The organism is Saccharothrix saharensis, from assembly GCF_006716745.1.
GTDB lineage: Bacteria > Actinomycetota > Actinomycetes > Mycobacteriales > Pseudonocardiaceae > Actinosynnema > Actinosynnema saharense.
On sequence record NZ_VFPP01000001.1, the window covers coordinates 4,702,735 to 4,722,128 of the forward strand.

General features: G+C 72.8%; 21 protein-coding genes. 11 read left to right on the forward strand and 10 right to left on the reverse strand.

Translation table 11 applies throughout. The annotated features are described in order from the left end of the window. Nucleotides 1–17 precede the first annotated feature (17 nt). Nucleotides 18–836, reverse strand: a complete 819-nt coding sequence (locus FHX81_RS20660; protein WP_141979718.1) for an HAD family hydrolase — start codon at nucleotides 834–836, stop codon at nucleotides 18–20. 33 nt (nucleotides 837–869) lie between these two features. Here FHX81_RS20660 and FHX81_RS20665 point away from each other — a divergent pair, with 33 nt between their 5' ends. From FHX81_RS20665 to lhgO, 5 genes are all read left to right on the forward strand, one after another. After that, complete coding sequence (locus FHX81_RS20665) at nucleotides 870–1,754, forward strand: LLM class flavin-dependent oxidoreductase (RefSeq protein ID WP_141979719.1); 885 nt, start codon at nucleotides 870–872, stop codon at nucleotides 1,752–1,754. 45 nt (nucleotides 1,755–1,799) lie between these two features. Continuing rightward, nucleotides 1,800–2,888 carry a glycosyltransferase family 4 protein gene (locus tag FHX81_RS20670; RefSeq protein ID WP_170232112.1) on the forward strand — a complete coding sequence of 363 codons (1,089 nt, stop codon included), beginning with the start codon at nucleotides 1,800–1,802 and terminating at the stop codon, nucleotides 2,886–2,888. Nucleotides 2,889–3,008: 120 nt separating this feature from the next. Further along, nucleotides 3,009–4,043 (forward strand): GDP-mannose 4,6-dehydratase, encoded by a 1,035-nt coding sequence (gene gmd / locus FHX81_RS20675; protein WP_141979721.1) that lies wholly within the window; start codon nucleotides 3,009–3,011, stop codon nucleotides 4,041–4,043. Further along, entirely contained in the window at nucleotides 4,027–4,941 is a 915-nt protein-coding gene (locus FHX81_RS20680; RefSeq protein ID WP_141979722.1) for an NAD-dependent epimerase/dehydratase family protein, read from the forward strand. Before gmd ends, FHX81_RS20680 begins: the two co-directional genes overlap by 17 nt. After that, on the forward strand, nucleotides 4,938–6,131 hold the full coding sequence (lhgO, locus tag FHX81_RS20685) for an L-2-hydroxyglutarate oxidase (RefSeq protein WP_141979723.1): 1,194 nt from the start codon (nucleotides 4,938–4,940) through the stop codon (nucleotides 6,129–6,131). Before FHX81_RS20680 ends, lhgO begins: the two co-directional genes overlap by 4 nt. A gap of 13 nt (nucleotides 6,132–6,144) precedes the next feature. On the opposite strand, the gene serS is transcribed toward lhgO, so the two are convergent. After that, nucleotides 6,145–7,395, reverse strand: a complete 1,251-nt coding sequence (gene serS / locus FHX81_RS20690; protein WP_141979724.1) for a serine--tRNA ligase — start codon at nucleotides 7,393–7,395, stop codon at nucleotides 6,145–6,147. A gap of 172 nt (nucleotides 7,396–7,567) precedes the next feature. Here serS and FHX81_RS20695 point away from each other — a divergent pair, with 172 nt between their 5' ends. Further along, nucleotides 7,568–8,716: a glycosyltransferase family 4 protein gene (locus tag FHX81_RS20695; protein WP_141979725.1), complete on the forward strand. Its 1,149-nt coding sequence runs from the start codon at nucleotides 7,568–7,570 to the stop codon at nucleotides 8,714–8,716. A gap of 61 nt (nucleotides 8,717–8,777) precedes the next feature. Continuing rightward, nucleotides 8,778–10,031 (forward strand): MATE family efflux transporter, encoded by a 1,254-nt coding sequence (locus tag FHX81_RS20700; RefSeq protein ID WP_141979726.1) that lies wholly within the window; start codon nucleotides 8,778–8,780, stop codon nucleotides 10,029–10,031. A gap of 38 nt (nucleotides 10,032–10,069) precedes the next feature. Here FHX81_RS20700 and FHX81_RS20705 read toward each other — a convergent pair whose 3' ends face one another. From FHX81_RS20705 to FHX81_RS20720, 4 genes are all read right to left on the reverse strand, one after another. After that, nucleotides 10,070–10,666: a class I SAM-dependent methyltransferase gene (locus tag FHX81_RS20705; RefSeq protein WP_141979727.1), complete on the reverse strand. Its 597-nt coding sequence runs from the start codon at nucleotides 10,664–10,666 to the stop codon at nucleotides 10,070–10,072. A 356-nt stretch (nucleotides 10,667–11,022) separates the two neighbouring features. Then, a complete protein-coding gene (locus FHX81_RS20710) occupies nucleotides 11,023–11,475 on the reverse strand; it encodes a DUF350 domain-containing protein (RefSeq protein ID WP_141979728.1) in 453 nt (150 codons plus the stop codon). A gap of 85 nt (nucleotides 11,476–11,560) precedes the next feature. After that, nucleotides 11,561–12,724, reverse strand: coding sequence for a glutathionylspermidine synthase family protein (locus tag FHX81_RS20715; RefSeq protein ID WP_141979729.1), 1,164 nt, complete (start codon nucleotides 12,722–12,724; stop codon nucleotides 11,561–11,563). Then, nucleotides 12,725–13,402, reverse strand: a complete 678-nt coding sequence (locus tag FHX81_RS20720; RefSeq protein WP_342787221.1) for a hypothetical protein — start codon at nucleotides 13,400–13,402, stop codon at nucleotides 12,725–12,727. A gap of 120 nt (nucleotides 13,403–13,522) precedes the next feature. Here FHX81_RS20720 and FHX81_RS20725 point away from each other — a divergent pair, with 120 nt between their 5' ends. Together FHX81_RS20725 and FHX81_RS20730 are read left to right on the forward strand one after the other, a co-directional pair. Next, the gene (locus FHX81_RS20725; protein WP_246107901.1) at nucleotides 13,523–14,590 is read left to right on the forward strand and encodes a septum formation family protein; all 1,068 of its coding nucleotides are present in this window, start codon (nucleotides 13,523–13,525) and stop codon (nucleotides 14,588–14,590) included. A 4-nt stretch (nucleotides 14,591–14,594) separates the two neighbouring features. Further along, nucleotides 14,595–14,945 (forward strand): metallopeptidase family protein, encoded by a 351-nt coding sequence (locus FHX81_RS20730; RefSeq protein WP_141979730.1) that lies wholly within the window; start codon nucleotides 14,595–14,597, stop codon nucleotides 14,943–14,945. 36 nt (nucleotides 14,946–14,981) lie between these two features. Here the strand turns inward: FHX81_RS20730 and FHX81_RS20735 are convergent, their stop codons facing one another. Continuing rightward, a complete protein-coding gene (locus tag FHX81_RS20735; RefSeq protein WP_141979731.1) occupies nucleotides 14,982–15,431 on the reverse strand; it encodes a MarR family winged helix-turn-helix transcriptional regulator in 450 nt (149 codons plus the stop codon). Nucleotides 15,432–15,486: 55 nt separating this feature from the next. Between FHX81_RS20735 and FHX81_RS20740 the strand changes: the two genes are divergently transcribed. After that, entirely contained in the window at nucleotides 15,487–16,581 is a 1,095-nt protein-coding gene (locus tag FHX81_RS20740) for a bifunctional NAD(P)H-dependent oxidoreductase/GNAT family N-acetyltransferase (RefSeq protein WP_141979732.1), read from the forward strand. Here FHX81_RS20740 and FHX81_RS20745 read toward each other — a convergent pair whose 3' ends face one another. Next, nucleotides 16,582–17,196 (reverse strand): histidine phosphatase family protein, encoded by a 615-nt coding sequence (locus FHX81_RS20745; protein ID WP_141979733.1) that lies wholly within the window; start codon nucleotides 17,194–17,196, stop codon nucleotides 16,582–16,584. After that, the gene (gene pheA / locus FHX81_RS20750; protein ID WP_141979734.1) at nucleotides 17,193–18,086 is read right to left on the reverse strand and encodes a prephenate dehydratase; all 894 of its coding nucleotides are present in this window, start codon (nucleotides 18,084–18,086) and stop codon (nucleotides 17,193–17,195) included. The genes FHX81_RS20745 and pheA overlap by 4 nt, the downstream gene beginning before the upstream one ends. Nucleotides 18,087–18,189: 103 nt before the next feature. Between pheA and FHX81_RS20755 the strand changes: the two genes are divergently transcribed. Further along, complete coding sequence (locus FHX81_RS20755) at nucleotides 18,190–18,804, forward strand: macro domain-containing protein (RefSeq protein ID WP_141979735.1); 615 nt, start codon at nucleotides 18,190–18,192, stop codon at nucleotides 18,802–18,804. A gap of 58 nt (nucleotides 18,805–18,862) precedes the next feature. Here FHX81_RS20755 and FHX81_RS20760 read toward each other — a convergent pair whose 3' ends face one another. After that, on the reverse strand, nucleotides 18,863–19,345 hold the full coding sequence (locus tag FHX81_RS20760; protein WP_141979736.1) for a GNAT family N-acetyltransferase: 483 nt from the start codon (nucleotides 19,343–19,345) through the stop codon (nucleotides 18,863–18,865). Nucleotides 19,346–19,394: the final 49 nt, after the last annotated feature.

The following is a 19,394-nucleotide window of genomic DNA, read 5'->3' on the forward strand; positions in this document are numbered from 1 at the left end:
GAGTCGTCACGGGCAGCCTAGAACCACCGTTCGAGCACCAGCGCCACCCCGTCCTCGGAGTTGGCCGCGGTGACCTCGTCGGCGGCGGCCAGGGCGTCGCGGTGGGCGTTGGCCATCGCCACGCCGTGCCCGGCCCACGTGAGCATCGGCACGTCGTTGGGCATGTCGCCGAACGCCAGCACGCCGCTCGCGGGCACCCCGAGCAGGTCGGCCACCGAGGCCAGGCCGGTCGCCTTGGTCACACCGGGCGCGGCGAACTCCAGCAGGCCCTCGTCGGTCGACCAGGTCATCGCCACCGAGTCGCCGACCAGCGGCCCGGCCGCCCGCGCCATCTCGTCCGAACTCAGGTTCGGGTGCCGGACCAGCAGCTTCACCGCCGGCTTGCCGAGCACCTGGGCCCGCTGGTGCCCCGGCAGCGGCTGCGCGCCCTCGTCCCACGGGTGCAGGTAGTGCTCGTCGGCGATGAACTCGGGCTCCGCCGAGCCGCGCGCGGTCTCGCCGACCCGCTCCGAGGCCATCGCGCAACCGGGGAGCGCCTCGTCCAGCACGGCCGCCAGGGTCGTCAGCTGCTCGGGGGTGAGCAGCTCGGCCGAGACGACGCGGTCCGCGCCGATGTCGTAGATCACCGCGCCGTTGGAGCACACGGCGTAGCCGGACAGCCCGGCCGCGGCGGCCACGTCGGGCACCCAGCGCGGCGGGCGGCCGGTGGCCAGCACGAACGGGACGTCGGCCGCCAGCACGCGGCCCACCGTGCCCGCCGTGCGCGGGCTGACCCGCCCGAGGGGTGTGAGCAGGGTGCCGTCGACGTCGGATGCCACAAGGGAAGGTCTCTGCACCCGTCCATCGTGCCTCTCGGATACCGTCGCCGGGTGCGCACTGGGATTGTGATCCTGCCCGAACACCGCTGGTGGATGGCCGAGCACAAGTGGAAGGCGGCCGAGGAGTACGGCTTCCACCACGCGTGGACCTACGACCACATGGGCTGGCGCTCGCTGGTCGACGGACCGTGGTTCGGCGCGGTACCGACGCTGGCCGCGGCCGCGTCGGTGACCAGGACGATCCGGCTCGGCACGCTGGTCGCGTCCCCGAACTTCCGCCACCCGGTGCCGTTCGCCCGGGACCTGCTCGCCCTCGACGACGTCTCCGACGGCCGCTTCACCCTCGGGGTCGGCGCGGGCGGTGTGGGGTACGACACGCAGGTGATGGGCGGCCCGCCACCGGGCAGCAGGCAGGGCCGGTTCGAGGAGTTCGTGGCCGCGCTCGACATGCTGCTCGCGCAGGACCGCACCACGTTCCGCGGCGAGCACTACGAGATCCGGGACGCCCGCAGCGCGCCGGGGTGCGTGCAGCGACCCAGGTTGCCGTTCGTGGTCGCGGCGAACGGGCCGAAGGCCATGGGCGTCGCGGCGAAGTACGGCACCGGCTGGGTCACCACCGGGCCGGAGACCGACGACGAGCACGCCTGGTGGGACGGCGTGGCCGCGATGGCGGCGCGGTTCCGCGAGGTGCTGGCCGGGATCGGGCGGGCCGCGGAGTCGATCGACTTCCACCTCAACGCCGACTCGTGCCCGGTGTACTCGCTGACCAGCGTCGACCGGTTCCGCGAGGTCGCGGGCCGGGCGCGGGAGCTGGGCTTCACCGATCTGGTCGTGCACTGGCCGCGGGAGAACGGTGTCTACGCGGGCAGCGAGGCCGTGCTGGAACGCGTCGCGGCCGACGTGCTGCCGGAGCTGGTCGCCGGCCCGGCGGCCTGACGGCCCCTCCGGGCGGTGACCGGCCGCCGGCCTACGATGAGCGCCGTGTCACTCCGGATCGCGGTCGACCTCGTCTACTTCACCGGCCGCAAGGGCGGCACCGAGAGCTACGCCCGGGGGCTGTTCCCGGCCCTGGCCGCCGCGAACGACGACTTCCGGTTCGTCGGCATCGGCAACCGCGAGCTGGCCGAGCAGCCGCCGGACTGGTTCCCCGGCGAGATCGTGGCGCTGCCGGTGTCCGGCGAGAACCGCGCGGCGTGGGCGGCGGCCGTGGCGCTCGCGGTCGGTCCGCGGGCGCGTGCCATCGGCGCCGACGTCCTGCACTGCCCGTCGAACTTCGGCCCCGTCGTGCGCCTGCTGCCGACGGTGGTCACGGTGCACGACATCCTGGGCATCCGGCACCCCGAGTGGGTCCAGGGCAGCCTGGCCCGGGGCGTGCAGGCGATGAGCCGGGCGACCGTGCGCGCGGCCAGCCGGATCATCACCGACAGCGAGGCCTCCGCCACCGACGTGCACGAGCTGCTCGGCCGGTCGCGGGCCGACATCGACGTCATCCAGCTCGGCGTCAAGCCGGTGGACGTGCTGGAGCGCTCCGGTGAGCGGACCGGCCGGCCGTTCGTGCTGTCCGGGGGCAACCGGATGGCGCACAAGAACTTCGACGGGCTGCTGGAGGCGTGGGCGCTCATCCCCGCCGCCGAGCGCCCGAAGCTCGTCATCACCGGCAGCCACGGCGACGACCCGCTGCGCCCGGTCGTGCGGCGCCTCGGCCTGACCGAGGACGTCGAACTGCGCGAGTGGGTGAGCTCGGAGGAGCTGGCCGCCCTCTACGACCGGGCGAGCGCGTACGTGTTCCCGACCTTGTTCGAGGGTTTCGGGCTGCCGGTGCTGGAGGCCATGGCCCGCGGCTGCCCGGTGATCGGCTCGGACCTCCCGGTGCTGCACGAGGTCGGCGGCGACGACATGGTCTACTTCGACCCGTACGACCACGCGTCGATCGCCGCCGCCGTCCGCAAGGTCGTCAACGACGTCGACGCGCAGCACGCGTTGGCCGCCGCCGGCCGCAAGCGCGCCGCGACCTTCACCTGGCAGCGCGCCGCCGACGCGACCGCCGAGGTCTACCGCCGCCTGGTCTGACCCGGTTGCGGCCGACCGGAGGGCTCGGCCCGCCACCGTTAGACTCCCGCGCGTCGGATGTTCGGAAAACACCTTTCGTGCGTCGCTTGATGCATTGGAGAACGAGGAGTCAGCACCGTCATGCGAACCGCACTCGTCACCGGTATTTCCGGTCAGGACGGCGCCTATCTCGCCCAGCTGCTGCTGGAGAAGGACTACCAGGTCTACGGCGCGTACCGGCGCACGAGCTCCATCAACTTCTGGCGGATCGCCGAGCTGGGCATCGAGCAGCACCCGAACCTGCACCTGGTCGAGTACGACCTCACCGACCTGGGCAACAGCATCCGGCTACTGGAGAGCACCGGCGCCGACGAGATCTACAACCTGGCCGCGCAGAGCTTCGTCAGCGTGTCCTTCGACCAGCCCGCGACGACCGCGCAGATCACCGGCATCGGCGCGCTGAACCTGCTCGAGGCGATGCGCGCGGTCCGCCCGCAGGCGCGGTTCTACCAGGCGTCGACGTCGGAGATGTTCGGCAAGGTGCAGGCGGTGCCGCAGACCGAGACGACCTCGTTCTACCCGCGCAGCCCGTACGGCGTGGCCAAGCTGTTCGCGCACTGGACCACGGTGAACTACCGCGAGTCCTACGACCTGTTCGCCTCCAGCGGCATCCTGTTCAACCACGAATCGCCGCTGCGCGGCCAGGAGTTCGTCACCCGCAAGGTCACCGACTCGGTCGCCAAGATCAAGCTCGGCAAGCTGGACGTGCTGGAGCTGGGCAACCTGGACGCCAAGCGCGACTGGGGTTACGCCAAGGAGTACGTCGACGGCATGTGGCGGATGCTCCAGGCCGACGAGCCGGACACGTTCGTGCTGTCGACCAACCGCACGGTGACCGTGCGCGACTTCGTCACGCTGTCGTTCGCCGCGGCGGGCATCGAGCTGCGCTGGGAGGGCTCCGGCGAGGCCGAGCGCGGCCTGGACGCCGGGTCGGGCCGGGAGCTGGTCCGGGTCAACCCGAGGTTCTACCGCCCCGCCGAGGTCGACCTGCTCATCGGCGACGCGGCGAAGGCCCGCGACGTGCTCGGCTGGGAAGCCCGGACGACCCTCGAGGAGCTGGCCCGGATGATGGTCGAGGCCGACGTCGAGAGGAACGAGCGTGGGTTCTCCTTCTGATCCGGCTCGGGTCCTGGTCACGGGTGTCTCCGGGTTCACCGGGCGCCACGTGGCCGCCGAGCTGGTCGAGGCGGGTCACCGGGTGGTCGGGCTGGCGCACGCCGCCTCGTCGGCCGCGCCGGTGCCGGGGGTCGAGGTGCACCGGGCCGACCTGCTCGACCGGGAGGGTCTGCGGTCGGTGGTGGCCGCGGTCGAACCGGACGCCGTGGTGCACCTGGCGGCCGTCGCGTTCGTCGCGCACGGTGACGCCGACGAGCTGTACCGGGCCAACGTGGTCGGCACCCGCAACTTGCTCGACGTGCTCGGCGACGCGCCGCGGCAGCCGCGCATCGTGGCGCTGGCCAGCAGCGCGAACGTCTACGGCAACGCGACCGTCGAGCCGATCCACGAGGACGTGCCGCCCGCGCCGGTGAACGACTACGCGGTCAGCAAGCTCGCCATGGAGTACGTGGCCGGGTTGTGGGCCGACCGGCTGCCGATCGCGATCACCCGGCCGTTCAACTACACGGGCGCGGGCCAGGACCCCAAGTTCCTGATCCCGAAGATCGTGGACCACTTCCGGCGGGGCGAGCGGAAGATCGAGCTGGGCAACACCGAGGTCTGGCGGGACTTCGGCGACGTGCGGACCGTGGCCCGCTACTACCGCAGGCTGGTCGAGGTCGCTCCGGCGGGCGTCACCGTGAACCTGTGCTCGGGGGTCGCGCACTCCCTCTCGGAGGTGCTGGCCATGATGGCGCGCATCGCCGGGTACGAGATCGAGGTCGAGGTGAACCCGGCGTTCGTGCGGGCCAACGAGGTCGTGCGGCTGGTCGGCAGCCGGGAGCGGCTCGTGCGGACCCTCGGCGACGAGCCGGTCATCCCGTTGGCGCAGACGCTGGAGTGGATGTACTCCGCGTGACCGCGCGACGGGTCGTGGTGATCGGTGGCGGGATCGTCGGCCTGGCGACCGCGCGGGAGCTGGCGCGGCGCGGTCACGAGCCGATCGTGCTGGAGAAGGAGTCGCGCTGGGCGGCTCACCAGACCGGGCACAACAGCAACGTGGTGCACGCCGGCCTGTACTACAAGCCGGGGTCGCTGAAGGCGCGGATGTCGGTCGCCGGCAACGCCTCGATCGTCGCGTACGCGCGGGAGCACGGCGTGCCGGTGGACGTGTGCGGCAAGCTCGTCGTCGCCGCCTCGCCGGACGAGGTGCCGCGGTTGGACGCCCTGGCCGAGCGCGCCGCGGCGAACGGCGTGCCGGCCCGGCGGATCGGCGCGGACGAGGCGCGGGAGCACGAGCCGGAGGTCGCGGCGGTCGCGGCGCTGCGGGTGGAGAGCACCGGCATCATCGACTTCCCGGCCGTGTGCGCGGCCCTCGTCCGCGAGCTGGACGGCCACGACCTGCGGCTGGGCACGCGCGCGGTGGCGATCCGGCGTGCGCTCGGCGGCGGTGGCGTGGAGGTGGCCACGCCGGACGGCGTGGTGCGGGCGGACGCACTGGTGAACTGCGCGGGGCTGCACAGCGACCGGATCGCCCGGCTGGCGGGCGTGACGCCGTCGGCGGTGATCGTGCCGTTCCGCGGCGAGTACCACGAGCTGCGCCCCGACCGGCGGCACCTGGTGCGCGGCCTGATCTACCCGGTGCCGGACCCGGCGCTGCCGTTCCTCGGCGTCCACCTGACCCGGATGCTGGACGGCAGCGTGCACGCGGGGCCCAACGCCGTGCTCGCCCTGCACCGCGAGGGCTACCGGCGACGGGACGTCTCCCCCGCCGACGTCGCCGACGTGGCCCGGTTCCCCGGCACGTGGCGGCTCGCCCGCCGGTTCGCCCGGACCGGCGTGGACGAGGTCCTGCGCTCCCTGTCCCGCAAGCGCTTCGCCCGCAGCCTGGCCCGCCTCGTGCCCGCGATCACCGAGGACGACCTGGTGCCCGCCGCGGCCGGGGTGCGCGCCCAGGCGATGCGCGCCGACGGCTCACTCGTCGACGACTTCCTCATCGACACCGCGCCACGCCAGGTGCACGTCCTCAACGCCCCCTCGCCCGCCGCGACCTCGGCGCTGGAGATCGGCGGGCACGTCGCCGGCCGGGTCGAGCTCAGCTGGAGCTGACCCGCCGCCGCGGTCAGCCGGCCTCGAGGACGTCCAGGCCGAGGAACGGGCGCAGGGCCTGGGGCACGACCACCGAACCGTCCGCCCGCTGGTGGTTCTCCAGGATCGCGACGATCCAGCGGGTGGTGGCCAGGGTGCCGTTGAGCGTGGCGGCGATCTGCGGTTTGCCGTTCTCGTCGCGGTAGCGGACGTTCAGCCGGCGGGCCTGGAACGTGGTGCAGTTGGAGGTCGACGTCAGCTCCCGGTACGCCCGCTGCGTCGGGATCCACGCCTCGCAGTCGAACTTGCGCGCCGCCGAGGTGCCCAGGTCGCCCGCCGCCGTGTCGATGACCCGGTACGGGACCTCGATCTTGGCCAGCATCTCCTCTTCCCAGGCCAGCAACCGGGCGTGCTCGGCCTCGGCGTCCTCCGGCTTGACGTAGGAGAACATCTCGACCTTGTTGAACTGGTGCACCCGGATGATGCCGCGGGTGTCCTTGCCGTACGAGCCCGCTTCCCTGCGGTAGCACGACGACCAGCCCGCGTACCGCTTCGGCCCGTCCAGGATCTCGTCGGCGTGGTAGCCCGCCAGCGGCACCTCCGACGTGCCGACCAGGTACAGGTCGTCGGCTTCGAGGCGGTAGATCTCGCTCGCGTGCGCGCCGAGGAACCCGGTGCCCGCCATGATCTCCGGCCGGACCAGGGTCGGCGTGATCATCAGCTTGAACCCGGCGGCGGTGGCCTGGGCGACGGCCATGTTCAGCAGCGCCAGCTCCAGCTGCGCGCCGATGCCGGTGAGGAAGTAGAAGCGCGAGCCGGACACCTTCGCGCCGCGTTCCATGTCGATGGCGCCGAGCCTGAGCCCGATGTCGAGGTGGTCGGCGGGCTCGAAGTCGAACTCCCGCTGCTCGCCGACGTGCTTGAGCACGACGTAGTCGTCCTCGCCGCCTTCGGGCGCGTCGGGGTGGACCACGTTCGGCACGGCGCGGTGCAGCTCGGCCAACTCGGCCTCGGCCGCGGACTGCTCGGCCTCGGCGGTCTTGACCTCGGCGGCCAGCTCCTTGCCCTTGGCCAGCAGCGCGTCCCGCTCCTCGCCCTTGGCGCGGCCGACCTGCTTGCCGAACGCCTTCTGCTCGCCGCGCAGCGCGTCGGCGCGGGCGATGGCGGCCCGGCGGCGCTCGTCGGCGGACAGCAGCGCGTCGACCACGGTCTCGTCCTCGCCACGCGCGCGTTGCGACGCGCGGACGGCTTCCGGGTTCTCGCGCAGTGCCTTGAGGTCAATCACAGGGGAAGGGTAGTACTCGCCGTCCACGCGATTTCCGGGACGTCCGCCGGCCCGACGCCCGTGGACCGCGCTCACCGGCGGGCCCCTGCCGCACCCGGGTGGCTCCCCGGCCACGTCAGCGGACGGCCGTCGATACCATCGCACCGCCCCCAGTGACGACCGAGGAGCGCTAGTGCGTATCGCCATTGCCTACGACTTCCTGTTCCCGTGGACCAAAGGCGGTGGCGAGCGCCAGTACCGGCAGTTCGCCGAGGAGTTCGTCGCCGCGGGCCACGAGGTCACCTACCTGACCCGCCTGCAGTGGGACGAGGAACCGGTGATCGAGGGCATCACCGTCAAGGCCGTCAGCAACGACCGCGAGATGTACGACGCCAACGGCGTCCGCAGGCTCGGGCCCGCGCTCCGCTACGCCGCCGGCCTGGCCAAGCACCTCCGGGCGAACCGCCGGCGCTACGACGCCGTGGTGGTGGCCGGCCAGCCGAGCACGAACGTGCTGGCCGTGCGCGCGGCGCTGCTCGGTTCCCGGACCGTGGTCGACGTCGACTGGCTGGAGGTGTGGCGGGCCGACCAGTGGCGCGAGTACTCCGGTCCGGTCGTCGGCACGGTGGCGAGCGTCCTGCAGTGGCTCGGGTTGAAGCTCAGCCCGCTGGCCTCCTGCCACTCCCGGTTCAGCGCCCGCCGGCTGCGGGCGTGCGGCTTCCGCGGCGAGCCGATCGTCAGCCCCGGCCTGATCGACCCGAAGGAGGTGGAGCCCACCCTGGCCGTGACGGCCCCGCCGCGGGTCGTCTACGTCGGCAGGCACATCCCGGACAAGCGGGTCGAGACGCTGCCCGCGGCCATCGCGGAGGCGCGCCGGCAGATCCCGGACCTGACCGCCACGATCTACGGCGAAGGGCCGTCCAAGCCCGCGGTGCTGGCCGAGATCGACCGCCTCGGCCTGCGGGACGTGATCGACACGCCGGGGTTCGTCTCCCAGGAGGAGTTGGACGAGGGCATCCGCACGGCCGCGGTGCTGGTCAACCCGTCGCAGCGGGAGGGCTACGGCCTGGTCGTGGTCGAGTCGTGCGCCGTCGGCACGCCCGTCGTGGTGGTCCGGGCCGAGGACAACGCGGCCGTCGAGCTGATCGAGCCGGGCGTCAACGGGTACGTGGCCCGGTCACCCGCGGGCATCGGCGCGGCGATCGTGGACGCCGTCACGGCGGGCGAGACCATGCGCAAGTCGACCCACGACTGGTACGTCCGGGTGAGCAGCACGAACACCGTGCAGGCGGCGGCCCGGCAGATCCTGGAACGGCTGGTCAAGGCCGCCCGCCTACGATGAGCGCCGTGCCCCTCCCCATCACCGCCACCTGTCCGCCGTTCTCGCCCGCCCGGGTCCGCCGATGAGCGACGGGAGGCGGGCCGGGCTGCTGGTGCTGATCGCGAGCTTCGCCGGGCACGGGGGCAACTACCTGTTCTACGTGGTGGCGGCGCGCATGGTCACGCCGCCGGAGTTCGCCGCGATCTCGGCGTTGATCGCGTTCGGCACGATGACCTGGATGCCGGTGAACGGCGTGCAGATGTCGGTGACCCGGAACGTGGCCGTCCTGCGCACCTCCGGCACACCCGGTGAGCTGTCCGCCTACCTGCGGCAACAGGGTCGACGGATGGGTGTGGTCGCGCTGGTCCTCGCGGCGGTGATCGCCGGGTTGAGCACGGTGCTGGCCCACCGGCTGCACCTGGGCTCGGCGCAGCCGGTGATCCTGGCGGCGATGTGGATCGCCACGACGTGCGTGCTGCTCGTCATGACCGGCGCGGTGCAGGGCATGGAGCGGTTCGGGTACGTGGCGTTCGCGCTGGCCGGGCCGCTGGGCGCGCTGCGCCCGCTGCTGCTGCCGCTGTGCCTGCTGGTCGCGGGCATGTCGGGCAGCATGTGGGCGATGCTCGGTGCGACCCTCGTCGGCCTGGCGGTGCTGGTCAGGCCGGTGGCGCGGGCCGCGAAGCCCGCGCCGACGACGGTGCCCGCGTCGACGAACACGCTGGTCACGATGATCGGGCTGCTGGCGTTCTCGTCCCTGACCAACGTCGACCTGCTGGTCGCGCAGGCGATGCTGCCGGAGCACGACCGCGCCCTGTACGCGGGGGCGGTGCTGCTGGGCAAGGTGGCGCTGTTCGCGCCGTCGGCGTTGGCCATGGTGCTGCTGCCGAGGGCGGCGGCGGCGTTGGAGCGCGGCGAGTCGGCCGAGGGCGCGGTCCTGCGGACGCTGGCCCTGACCGGTGCGGCCGGGCTCGCCGTGGCGCTGGTGCTGTGGTTGATGCCGACGTGGGTGCTGACCGTGACGTTCGGCCCCGAGTACGCCGAGTCCAAGCCGCTGCTGCCGGCGCTGGCGCTGGTCATGACGGCCGCGGCGGTGCTGTGGGTGCACCTGACGTTCGCCATCGCGCGCAAGAGCAAGCGGATGGTGGTCGGCCTGGTGGCGGCGGCGGTCGCGCACTGGGTGCTGCTGGGCCTGCTGCACGGCTCGCCGTGGCAGGTGATCACGGCCTCGGGCATCGCGATCGGCTCGGCCCTGGTGGTCGTGGAGACCGCGTCGCACTCCGGTTCGCTGCGGATGCTGCTGCGCGCCGCGAAGTCGCAGCGGGCCGCGATCGGCTGATCCGGTGCCCTCGACGCGGGCACCGGATCGCCGCGGGGTCAGTCCTTCGGGCGCACGGCCAGCGTCCAGACGTTGCGGCGCCAGCCCGGCAGCCACGCGGCCGCCTGGAGCACCGCGGGACGGCGCTTGCCGGGCAGCATGCCGGACACGATGCCGGTGCCCGGCATGACCGACTCGTAGGACACGGCCCGGACGTCGAAGCCCTGGTCCTCGAACAGCCGGCGCATCGACGCGCGGGTCCAGGGGCGGCGGTGCGTGTAGTCGTTCCACACCCACCGCTGCGCGTCCGGCGACGAGGCGAACACCCGGCCGCCCGGCTTGACCGCCCGGTACACCTGCTGCACCAGGGACACCGGGTCGAGCAGGTGCTCCAGGACGTCCTTCAGGATCACACCGTCGAACTCGGCGTCACCGACGGGCAGTTCGCGCTCCAGGTCGGCCAGGCGGACGTCGATGCCCTGCTCCTTGGCCTTGAGCACGGTCGACTCGAAGTTGTCCAGCCCCACGTAGTCGGGGAAGAACTCGGCGACCCAGGCCGTGCCGCACCCCACGTCGAGGATGCGCGAGCCCGGCCTGAAGTGCCGGACGACATCGTTGTAAGTGCCGGGCTTGGCATGCCACTCGTGGTAACCCATGGGAAGATTCAACCGACTTTCGGCCATAGGGTGAGGACCGGTCGTCCACCGGTGCGCAACGCCGTTCGACCCGCCGGTCGCGGCGGCGCTGGCAGGTGGAGCTGGGGCTGGTCGGCCGCGGTGCCGGGGCAGCGCGGGTGGCGCCACCCGTCCTGCCGGGTGCGCGGCGGCGGCCGGCGGCATCGATCAGCACGACGACCCCCGTCCGTGGTTCGCTTCCGTGGCGCGCGGCAGGTACCCCGAGAGAACGTCGCGGACGCCCCCCGGTGTCTGCTGCCGACCTTGGCGACCACCATACCGGTGGCCGCCGCGCGGCTTCGGCGGGCCGGACGGAACCGGCCCGCCGGGCGCCCGGATCAGGAGATGGCGACGGCCACCACGAGGCCGAGGGCGACGTGCGCCGAGGCGACGACGACGCTGGCCGGGGCGAAGCGGTCGGACTCGATCAGCGAGCCGATGTCGAGGCGGGTCACCCACTCCAGCAGCCGGACCGCGAGCACCTGGACGATGATGCCGACGAAGCCGAAGATCAGGGCCGACAGCAGGCCCTCGGCCAGCTTGCCCGCCGAGCTGTAGATCGCCACGACCACGATCAGCGCCATGCTCACCAGGCCCGCCGAGGTGACGATGACGGCGTTCGGCGCGCCGCCGCGGACCAGCGCGCTCAGCTTGCCCGGCGTGGTCCAGTCGATGGCGTAGAAGCCGACGACCATCAGGATCAGGCCGACGATCGCGTACAGCGCGATCGCACCGACGCCGGTGCCGATGGCGGACCCGAAGCCGGGGTCCAAGGCGAGTGGGGGAATCACAGACCCTCCATGATGTGCAGGTTGATCGGTTGTGCCGCCGGTGAAGGATCCGGTGACGTGTTCGGTGCGGGGACGGGCGAGGAGCTCATTCGACGATCCTGTGCGGCACGAAGGCCGCGCCGTCGTCGGTGACCAGGCCGACCGTCTCCCGGATGCCGAGGCCCGCCGAGGCGTCGCCGACGACCCACGCGCCGAGGGCGGGCCGGTAGCCGTCGAACTCGGGCAGCGGGTCGAACAGCTGGTAGACGAACCCCTCCTTGCCGTAGACCCCGCCGGTCTGGGTCTCGTAGCCGGGGGCGACGATCTGGATGTTCTGCCCCTCCCGGCCGAGCCTCGGCTTGCGCACGTACTCGGTGAGCAGGCCCGGGTCGTCCAGGAACGCGGGCAGCAGGTTGGGGTGGCCGGGGTACATCTCCCACAGCACGGCGAGCAGCGCCTTGTTGGACAGCAGCATCTTCCACAGCGGCTCGACCCACAGCGTGCCCGGCAGGCTCTCCACCGCGTAGCGGCCGAACTGCTCGTCGACCACCCACTCCCACGGGTAGAGCTTCACGACCGTGCCCATCGGGGCGTCTTCCAGGTCGACGAACCGCCGCAGCAGCGCGTCCCAGCCGATCTCCTCGATCGCCAGCCCGACGGTGTCCATGCCCGCCTCGGCCGCGGTCTCCTGCAGGTACGCCACGGTGACGTGGTCCTCACCGGACGGGTCGGCGCCCGACCAGGTGAAGTGCAGCTCGTTGGACGGCAGCCGGCCGCCGATCTCGGCCCAGCGCTCGACCAGCTTCTCGTGGATGGAGTTCCACTGGTCGTCCTCGGGGAAGACGTCGGTCTTCCAGTTCCACTGCACGACCGACGCCTCGAGCAGCGACGTGGGCGTGTCGGCGTTGTACTCGAGCAGCTTGGCCGGGCCGCTGCCGTCGTAGCGCAGGTCGAACCGCCCGTACACGTGCGGGTCGCGCCGCTTCCACGACTCGGCGATCGCGGGCCACAGCCACTCGTTGATGCCGAAGTCCCGGTAGCGCTCGGTGAGCACCACGTTGTCGACGGCCTCCAGGCACATGTTGTGCAGCAGCTCGACGTCGGCTTCGAGCGACAGCACGTCGCTCATGTCGAACACGTAGTGCGCCGACTCGTCCCAGTACGGGCGCGGGCTGCCGTCCGCGGCCCTGGCGGGCGCACCGAACACCAGTCCCTGCTCGGAGACGGTGCGCTGCCAGTCGGGCCGGGGCGTGGAGGTCTCCCGACGCACTCAGCTGCCCCCGCTCTTGCTGCCGCCGGACACGCCGAACCCACCGCGCTGCACGACCGTGCCCGACTTGGTGGAGATGTTCGCGCCCTTGGGCATGGTGTAGGTGCCGCCGCTGATCTTCTGGCCGACGGGGGTGCTCGGGGCGCCGTAGTTGTACCGGTAGGAGCTGCCGCCGATGTAGATGAACCCGCCGCTGACGTACCCGCCGTGCGAGCGGGCGTAGTTCTCGTCGCAGTACTGGTCCTCGACCACCACGTCGTCCTGGGTGCACTGGGCGACCACGTCGTCGGGGCTGGACGCGGCGTACCAGATGGCCACCACGCCGGCCACGCCGACGGCGACGCCACCGCCGATGAGCAGCCGCTTGCGCAGCTTCTTGCGGCGGGCCTCCTCGGCCGCGACGGCGAGCTGCTGCTCGCGCTGCTCCTCGATCGCCGCGGCGCGGGCCCGCTGCTCGGCCAGGGTCGGCGGCCGCGGCTTGGTCCGCCCGGCCTCCTGTTGGCGGATCTGGCCGCGCCCACCCGCGGGCGGGCCGTCCGGCGCGCCTTGGGGCGTCGGCGGCACGTACGGCGGCGGCGACGCGCCACCGCTCTGCGGTCCCGGCGCACCCGGTCCGCTCGGTCCGCTCGCCCCGCCCTGACCGGGCGCCGCGTTACCGGTGTTGTCGTTCTCAGTCATCAGCCACTCCCGGCGGGGACGGTACAGAGATCGGCCGCCGAATGGGTGACGAGTGTCCCAAAAGCAACACTCTCCACCCGCCCGAACGGTTCCTCGGCCTACACAGGCATCATGGAGTAGATGTCCGCGACCTTGCGCTGGTTTCGTCGGGGTGACCACATGGTCATGCTCGGCGCGTTCGCCGGCGCGCTCGTCCTGCTCGCCCTGAGCACGCTCACCGGCTGGCCGGTGGGCGCCGGCGGTCTCGGCAGCACCCCCACGACCACGGTGAACCCCGTGATGGCCGCCCAGGCCGGCGACTGCCTGAACTGGACGAAGAAGGACCTGTCGGACGTCCAGAAGGTCGACTGCGCGGCCCAGCACCTGTTCGAGGTTACCGGCGTGGCGGACATCTCCGCTGATCACGGACCCGGTGCGCCGTTCCCGGACGACGCGCAGTGGCAGCAGATCAGCCAGGAGCGGTGCGCGCAGACGTCGCTGGACTACCTCGGCGGCAAGTTCGACCCGTTCGGCAAGTACACGGTCGGCCCGCTCAACCCGGGCGAGCGGCTGTGGGGCGAGGGTCAGCGGACGCTGCGCTGCGGCCTGCAGGTGGCCGGTCCGGCGGGCGGCCTGCTCCCGGCCTACGGCACCGCCCGGACCCAGGACCAGTCCGACGTCTACGACCCGGGCGTCTGCCTGGGCATCACCGAGACCAAGTCCGTGGCCGACCCGGTGGACTGCGCGAAGCCCCACACGTTCGAGATGACCGGCGTGGTGGCGATGCCGCCGGGCGAGTTCCCGTCGCCCGAGCAGCAGGACCAGCTGCTGGTCGGCGAGTGCACCCGGATCACCGCCGAGTACAGCGGCGGCGCGGACCTCAAGGCCCGCGGCCTGATCGTCGCCTGGGACACCCGGGTCGCGGAGAGCTGGGCGGCCGGCTCCCGGCTGGTGAACTGCAAGGTCGGCGCGCTGCCCGCGGACAACGTCCTGGTCGCGTGGGAGGGCAGCGTGCGCAACCCGAACGCGCCGCCGCTGACCACGTCGAACCCGCCGCAGACGACCGCCGTGGAGCAGGACGAGCCGACCGGCGCGCCGCTGCACTCCCAGTCCAACTCGAGTTCCGCCGCACCGCCGTCGTCGTCGGACTCCGAACCGCCGAAGTCGAACGAGACGACCACCACGCCCACGACCACGACCACGAGGTGACGGCATGCCGGTGGAGATGACCCGCCAGCGGTTCGAGGAGCTGGTCGCCGAGGCGCTCGACCTCATCCCACCGGAGTTCGCGGCGGCGATGAACAACGTGGTCGTGCTGGTCGAGGACCGCAACGCCGACGTGCCGAGCCTGCTCGGGCTGTACCACGGCATCGCGCTGACCAGCCGGACCACCGACTACGGCGGCGTGCTGCCGGACCGGATCTCGATCTACCGCGAGGCGATCCTGGACATCTGCCACGACGAGGACGACGTGGTGGAGGAAGTCGTCGTGACCGTGGTGCACGAGATCGCGCACCACTTCGGCATCGACGACGCCAAGCTGCACGAGCTGGGCTGGGGCTAGGGGCCGGCCGGGTGCCCGCCCCGGCTTCCCGCCCGTTCAGTCCGGCAGGTCGGCGATGCGGGTGGCGATGGCCTCCAGGGTCTTCAGCTCGTCGGCGGACAGGTGGTCGACGAACCGCCTCCGCACCGATCGCACGTGCCCGGGCGCGGCCTGTTCCAGCACGGCGAAGCCGTGGTCGGTGAGGTGGTAGATGCTGCCGCGGCCGTCGTTGACGTCCTCTTCGCGGTCGAGCAGCCCGCGGGCTTCCATCCGGGCGGCGTGGTGGGAGAGCCGGCTGCGCGACCACTGCATCTTCGCGGCGAGGTCCCGCAGCCCCCAGCGCCGGTCCGGTTTCTCCGACAGCGTGCTCAGCACCTCGTAGTCGGTCGCGGACAGGCCGAGGGCGGTGAGGTCGCGGGCGGTGCGCGCGGGCAGGACGGTGAGCAGTCGGCGGAACGCCCGCCACGCCCGCTCTTCGTCGGGGGTCAACCACGGCACGTCGGACATGCCACCATCCTGCCACCTTTGACATGTCAAAGAAACTGGGGCTACGCTCATTGACATGTCAAAGAACGATGCGGTCCGCGTCCTCCTGATCATCGCCGGCACCCGACCCGGTCGGCTGGGCGCCACCGTCGCCGAGTGGTTCACCCGGGTCACCGCGGCGGTCGCGGTCGACAGCCGCGCCCGGGTCGAGGTCGCCGACCTCCGGGAGATCGGGCTGCCCCTGCTGGACGAGCCCGAGCACCCCTCCACCGGCATCTACCAGCACGAGCACACCCGTGCGTGGAGCCGCCTGGTCGCCGACGCCGACGCGTTCGTGATCGTCACCCCGGAGCACAACCACGGGATGCCGGCGGCGCTGAAGAACGCCCTGGACCACCTGTCCGCGGAGTGGGCCTGCAAGCCGGTGTCGTTCGTCGGGTACGGCCACACCTCGGCGGGCACCCGCGCCGTCCACATGGCCAAGCAGGTCGCCACCACCCTGCGCATGATGCCCACGGGTGCCACCGTGGCGCTGCGCATCGGCGACCACGTCGCCGAGGGCCGGATGCTCGACGACCCCGCCCGGGACGACGCCGCACGCGGCACCCTCCGCGAGCTCGTCCGCCTGGCCCGCGTCCTGCGCCCGCTGTACCGGCCGGAAGCCGGACCGGACGCCGAGCCGGCCACGCCCGACGGCTCCCGGCCGCCGCTGCCCGGCGTGCGCGTGCGGCCCGCCGAAGCCTCCGACGCGGCCGAGCTCGTCGTCCTGCAGCGCTGTTGCTGGGTGGCCGAGGCGGTGGCCAACGAGACGTTCGACCTCGGCCCCCTGCACGAGACCGGCGACGACGTCCGCGCCTGGGCGGACGACTGGGCGGTGTGGTGCGCGCGGCTCGAAGGCCGGCTGGTGGGCGCCGTCCGCGCCCGCCGCGACGGTGACACGTGGGAGATCGGGCGGCTGATGGTCGCCCCCGACCTCGCGGGCCGGGGGCTCGGCACCTGGCTGCTCCGCTTCGCCGAGCGGCAGGTGCCGGCCGGGGTCGGCACGCTGCGGCTCCACACCGGCGCGCGCAGCCACCGCAACATCGCCCTCTACGAGCGCTCCGGTTACCGGCGCGGCCCCGTGCGCGATGACGCCGTGCTGTTGACCAAGCCGGTCACCGCGGTGTGCTGATCAGCCCTCGACCACGTCCACGCCGGTCCACGACGTGCAGCGCCACCCGGTCCCGGAGCGGTCCAGCACCACCCGGCCGGTGTTGGGCAGCAGGCCCGCCTCGGCCAGCGCGGGGCTCACGTTCCGGGCCAGCGCGAGCGCGCCCATGCGCAGCGACGCGCCGTGGCTGACCAGGACCACGGTGTCGCCGTCGTCGTGCTTCGCGGCGATCTTGTCCACCGCGGCCAGGTAGCGGTCCAGCACCTGCCGGCCGCTCTCGCCGCCGGGCAGCGGCACGTCCAGGTCGCCCTCGGCCCACCGCTTCACCGTGGCGATGAAGACCTCGAACGCCTCGCGGTCGTGCCGCCCCTCGAGGTCGCCGCAGAAGATCTCCTGGACGCCGTCCACGACCTCGACCTCCAGGCCGTGCGCGGCCGCCACGGGCGCGGCCGTCTGCTGCGCGCGCACCGCCGTGCTGGCGTACACGGCCGACACCGGCTCGGCGGTCAGCTGCTCGGCCAGCGCGGCGGCCTGGGCGACGCCCGCGTCGGTCAGCGGCGGGCCGGGTGGCAGCGAGTCCAGCGCCATCTTCACGTTCGACGCCGTCTCGCCGTGTCTGACCAGGATCAACCTCACGCGCCGTGCCCCCTCCGGACCGTCTCGACCCACTCGGCCGCCGCCACGAACTGCTCGTTGCCCGCGACCGCCCCGCCCGGCTCGGCCTTCGGGTACGAGCCGAGGAACCGGGTCTGCGGGCAGTGCCGGTGCAGCGCGGCCAGCGCGTCGCCCACCCTGGGCTCGGTCACGTGGCCGTCGAAGTCGATGTAGAACCGGTACTCGCCGAGCCTGCCCTTGGTGGGCCGCGACTCGATCCGGGTCAGGTTGATGCCGCGCAGCGCCAGCTCGGTCAGCAGCTCCGACAGCGCGCCGATCCGGTCGGCCGCCGTGCAGACCACGGACGTGCGGTCGTGGCCGGTCGGCTCGGGCAGCTCGCCGGGCGGGCGGACCAGCAGGAACCGGGTCTTCGCGTCGCGGACGTCGGCGACATCGGTGGCCAGCACCTCCAGCGGGTAGTGGCGCACGGCCACCGGGGCGCTGACCGCCGCGTCGAACTCGCCGTTGAGCACGGCCCGCGCCGCGGCGGCGGTGGACGTCGTGGCGACCACGTCGGCGGCCGGCAGGTGCTCGGCGAGCCAGTGCCGGACCTGGGCCAGGGCGTGCGGGTGGCTCGCGACCGTGCGCACCGGGGCGCCGCCGGGCCGCACGAGCACGCTGAACCGCACCGGCAGCACCGCCTCGGCGACCGCGACCAGCGGCTCGCCCTCGGTCAGCGCGTCCATCGTCGCGGGCACCGCGCCTTCGACGGAGTTCTCCACCGGCACGCACGCCGCCTGCGTCTCACCGCGTCGGGTGGCGGCCAGCGCGGCGGGCACCGTGTCGAACGGGACCAGCTCCTGCTGCGGAGAGGCGAAGCCGCGTGCGGCCTGCTCGGTGAAGGTTCCCTGCGGTCCGAAGTAGGCGAGCACGGCCGCAACGATACGAGGACCACGGCCGGTGACCGTCGTTGAGGCGAGGATCACCCGCCCGGTGGGTGCGGGCCCCCGTTCCGCACTACTGGGTTCTCCTGGAATGCTGGGCGATGTGTCCGCCGCCGATACGGAGGGTGAGATCAACGCTCCGGTAGCAGTTCCCCGTCTGGTGTTGTGCGCCGTCGACGAACCGCTGGCCCGCGCCTGGCTCGCGGTGGCCGACGGCCGGACCGGCGTCGAGGTGCACCGGGGCTCGGTGCTCGACATCGTCGCCGAGGCCGTGGTGAGCCCCGCGAACTCGTCCGGCTGGATGCGCGGGGGCATCGACGCGGTGTACGCGCGGGCGTTCCCGCAGGTCGAGGGCAACGTGCGCAGTGCCGTGCTCGGGTTGCACGGCGGCGAGCTGCCGGTGGGCGAGGCGCTGGTCGTGCCGACCGGCGAGCCCGAGCCGGAGTGGTTGATCAGCGCGCCGACCATGCGGCAACCCGGTGAGCTGCTGCCCGGCGACACCGTGCACCCGTACCTGGCCGCCCGCGCCGTGCTGCGGCTGTGGTCGGTGGGTCGGCTGGACGACGGCCGCCCGCTGCGCTCGGTCGTCCGCACGATCGCCATGCCGGGCCTGGGCACGGGTGTCGGCGGCGTCGCGCCCGCGACGTGCGCCCGGCAGGTCGCCGCGGCGTGGGACGAGGTGTTCAGCCCGCTGCCCAGCCGGTGACGGGACCCGCTTCGGTTGTGCACAACCTGTGGACAGCCCGGCTGGGGCCTGTGGACAACTAGCGCGGGGCGACCCAACGCTCCAGGTCCAGTTCGTCGGTGATGGGGATGCCGTACTCGCCGACGCTGGGGATCTCCGGCTTGAGGCGGCGGGCTTCGCGCACCGCGTCGGGCCGCAGCGCGGCCAGCCGGAAGCCGCGCCGCTGGTAGAAGCGCAGGGCGTCGAGGTTGTCGTTGGTCGTGGTGAGCCGGACGCGGTTGCAGCCGAGCTGGCGGGCCCGGTGCACGGCGGCGTCGACCAGCGAGCTGCCGACACCCCTGCCCCTTCGCAACGCGTCGATGGTGACGATCTCCAGGTGGCCGTCGGCGGCGGCGTAGGTGAGCAGCCCGACCACGGTGTCCTGCTGTTCGACCAGGAACCCGGGCAGGCTCGCGGGGAAGAACACCTGGCCGTGGGCGACGGCGGTGTGCGCGCCCCACAGCTCCAGCACCAGCCTGCCGACGACGATCCGGTCGGCTTCCTCGATCGCGCGTACGAGCATTCCTGCACTGTCTTGGCGGGCGGGCGCGGTGGGTACCGGCATTCGACCT

Coding starts and splice junctions, on each gene's coding strand:
- FHX81_RS20725 (WP_246107901.1), top strand. CDS start 13,523: ATGTCCGCGACCTTGCGCTGGTTTCGTCGGGGTGACCACATGGTCATG.
- FHX81_RS20700 (WP_141979726.1), top strand. CDS start 8,778: ATGAGCGACGGGAGGCGGGCCGGGCTGCTGGTGCTGATCGCGAGCTTC.
- FHX81_RS20740 (WP_141979732.1), top strand. CDS start 15,487: ATGTCAAAGAACGATGCGGTCCGCGTCCTCCTGATCATCGCCGGCACC.
- gmd (WP_141979721.1), top strand. CDS start 3,009: ATGCGAACCGCACTCGTCACCGGTATTTCCGGTCAGGACGGCGCCTAT.
- FHX81_RS20760 (WP_141979736.1), bottom strand. CDS start 19,345: ATGCTCGTACGCGCGATCGAGGAAGCCGACCGGATCGTCGTCGGCAGG.
- FHX81_RS20735 (WP_141979731.1), bottom strand. CDS start 15,431: ATGTCCGACGTGCCGTGGTTGACCCCCGACGAAGAGCGGGCGTGGCGG.
- FHX81_RS20755 (WP_141979735.1), top strand. CDS start 18,190: ATGCTGGGCGATGTGTCCGCCGCCGATACGGAGGGTGAGATCAACGCT.
- FHX81_RS20720 (WP_342787221.1), bottom strand. CDS start 13,402: ATGACTGAGAACGACAACACCGGTAACGCGGCGCCCGGTCAGGGCGGG.
- FHX81_RS20705 (WP_141979727.1), bottom strand. CDS start 10,666: ATGGGTTACCACGAGTGGCATGCCAAGCCCGGCACTTACAACGATGTC.
- FHX81_RS20730 (WP_141979730.1), top strand. CDS start 14,595: ATGCCGGTGGAGATGACCCGCCAGCGGTTCGAGGAGCTGGTCGCCGAG.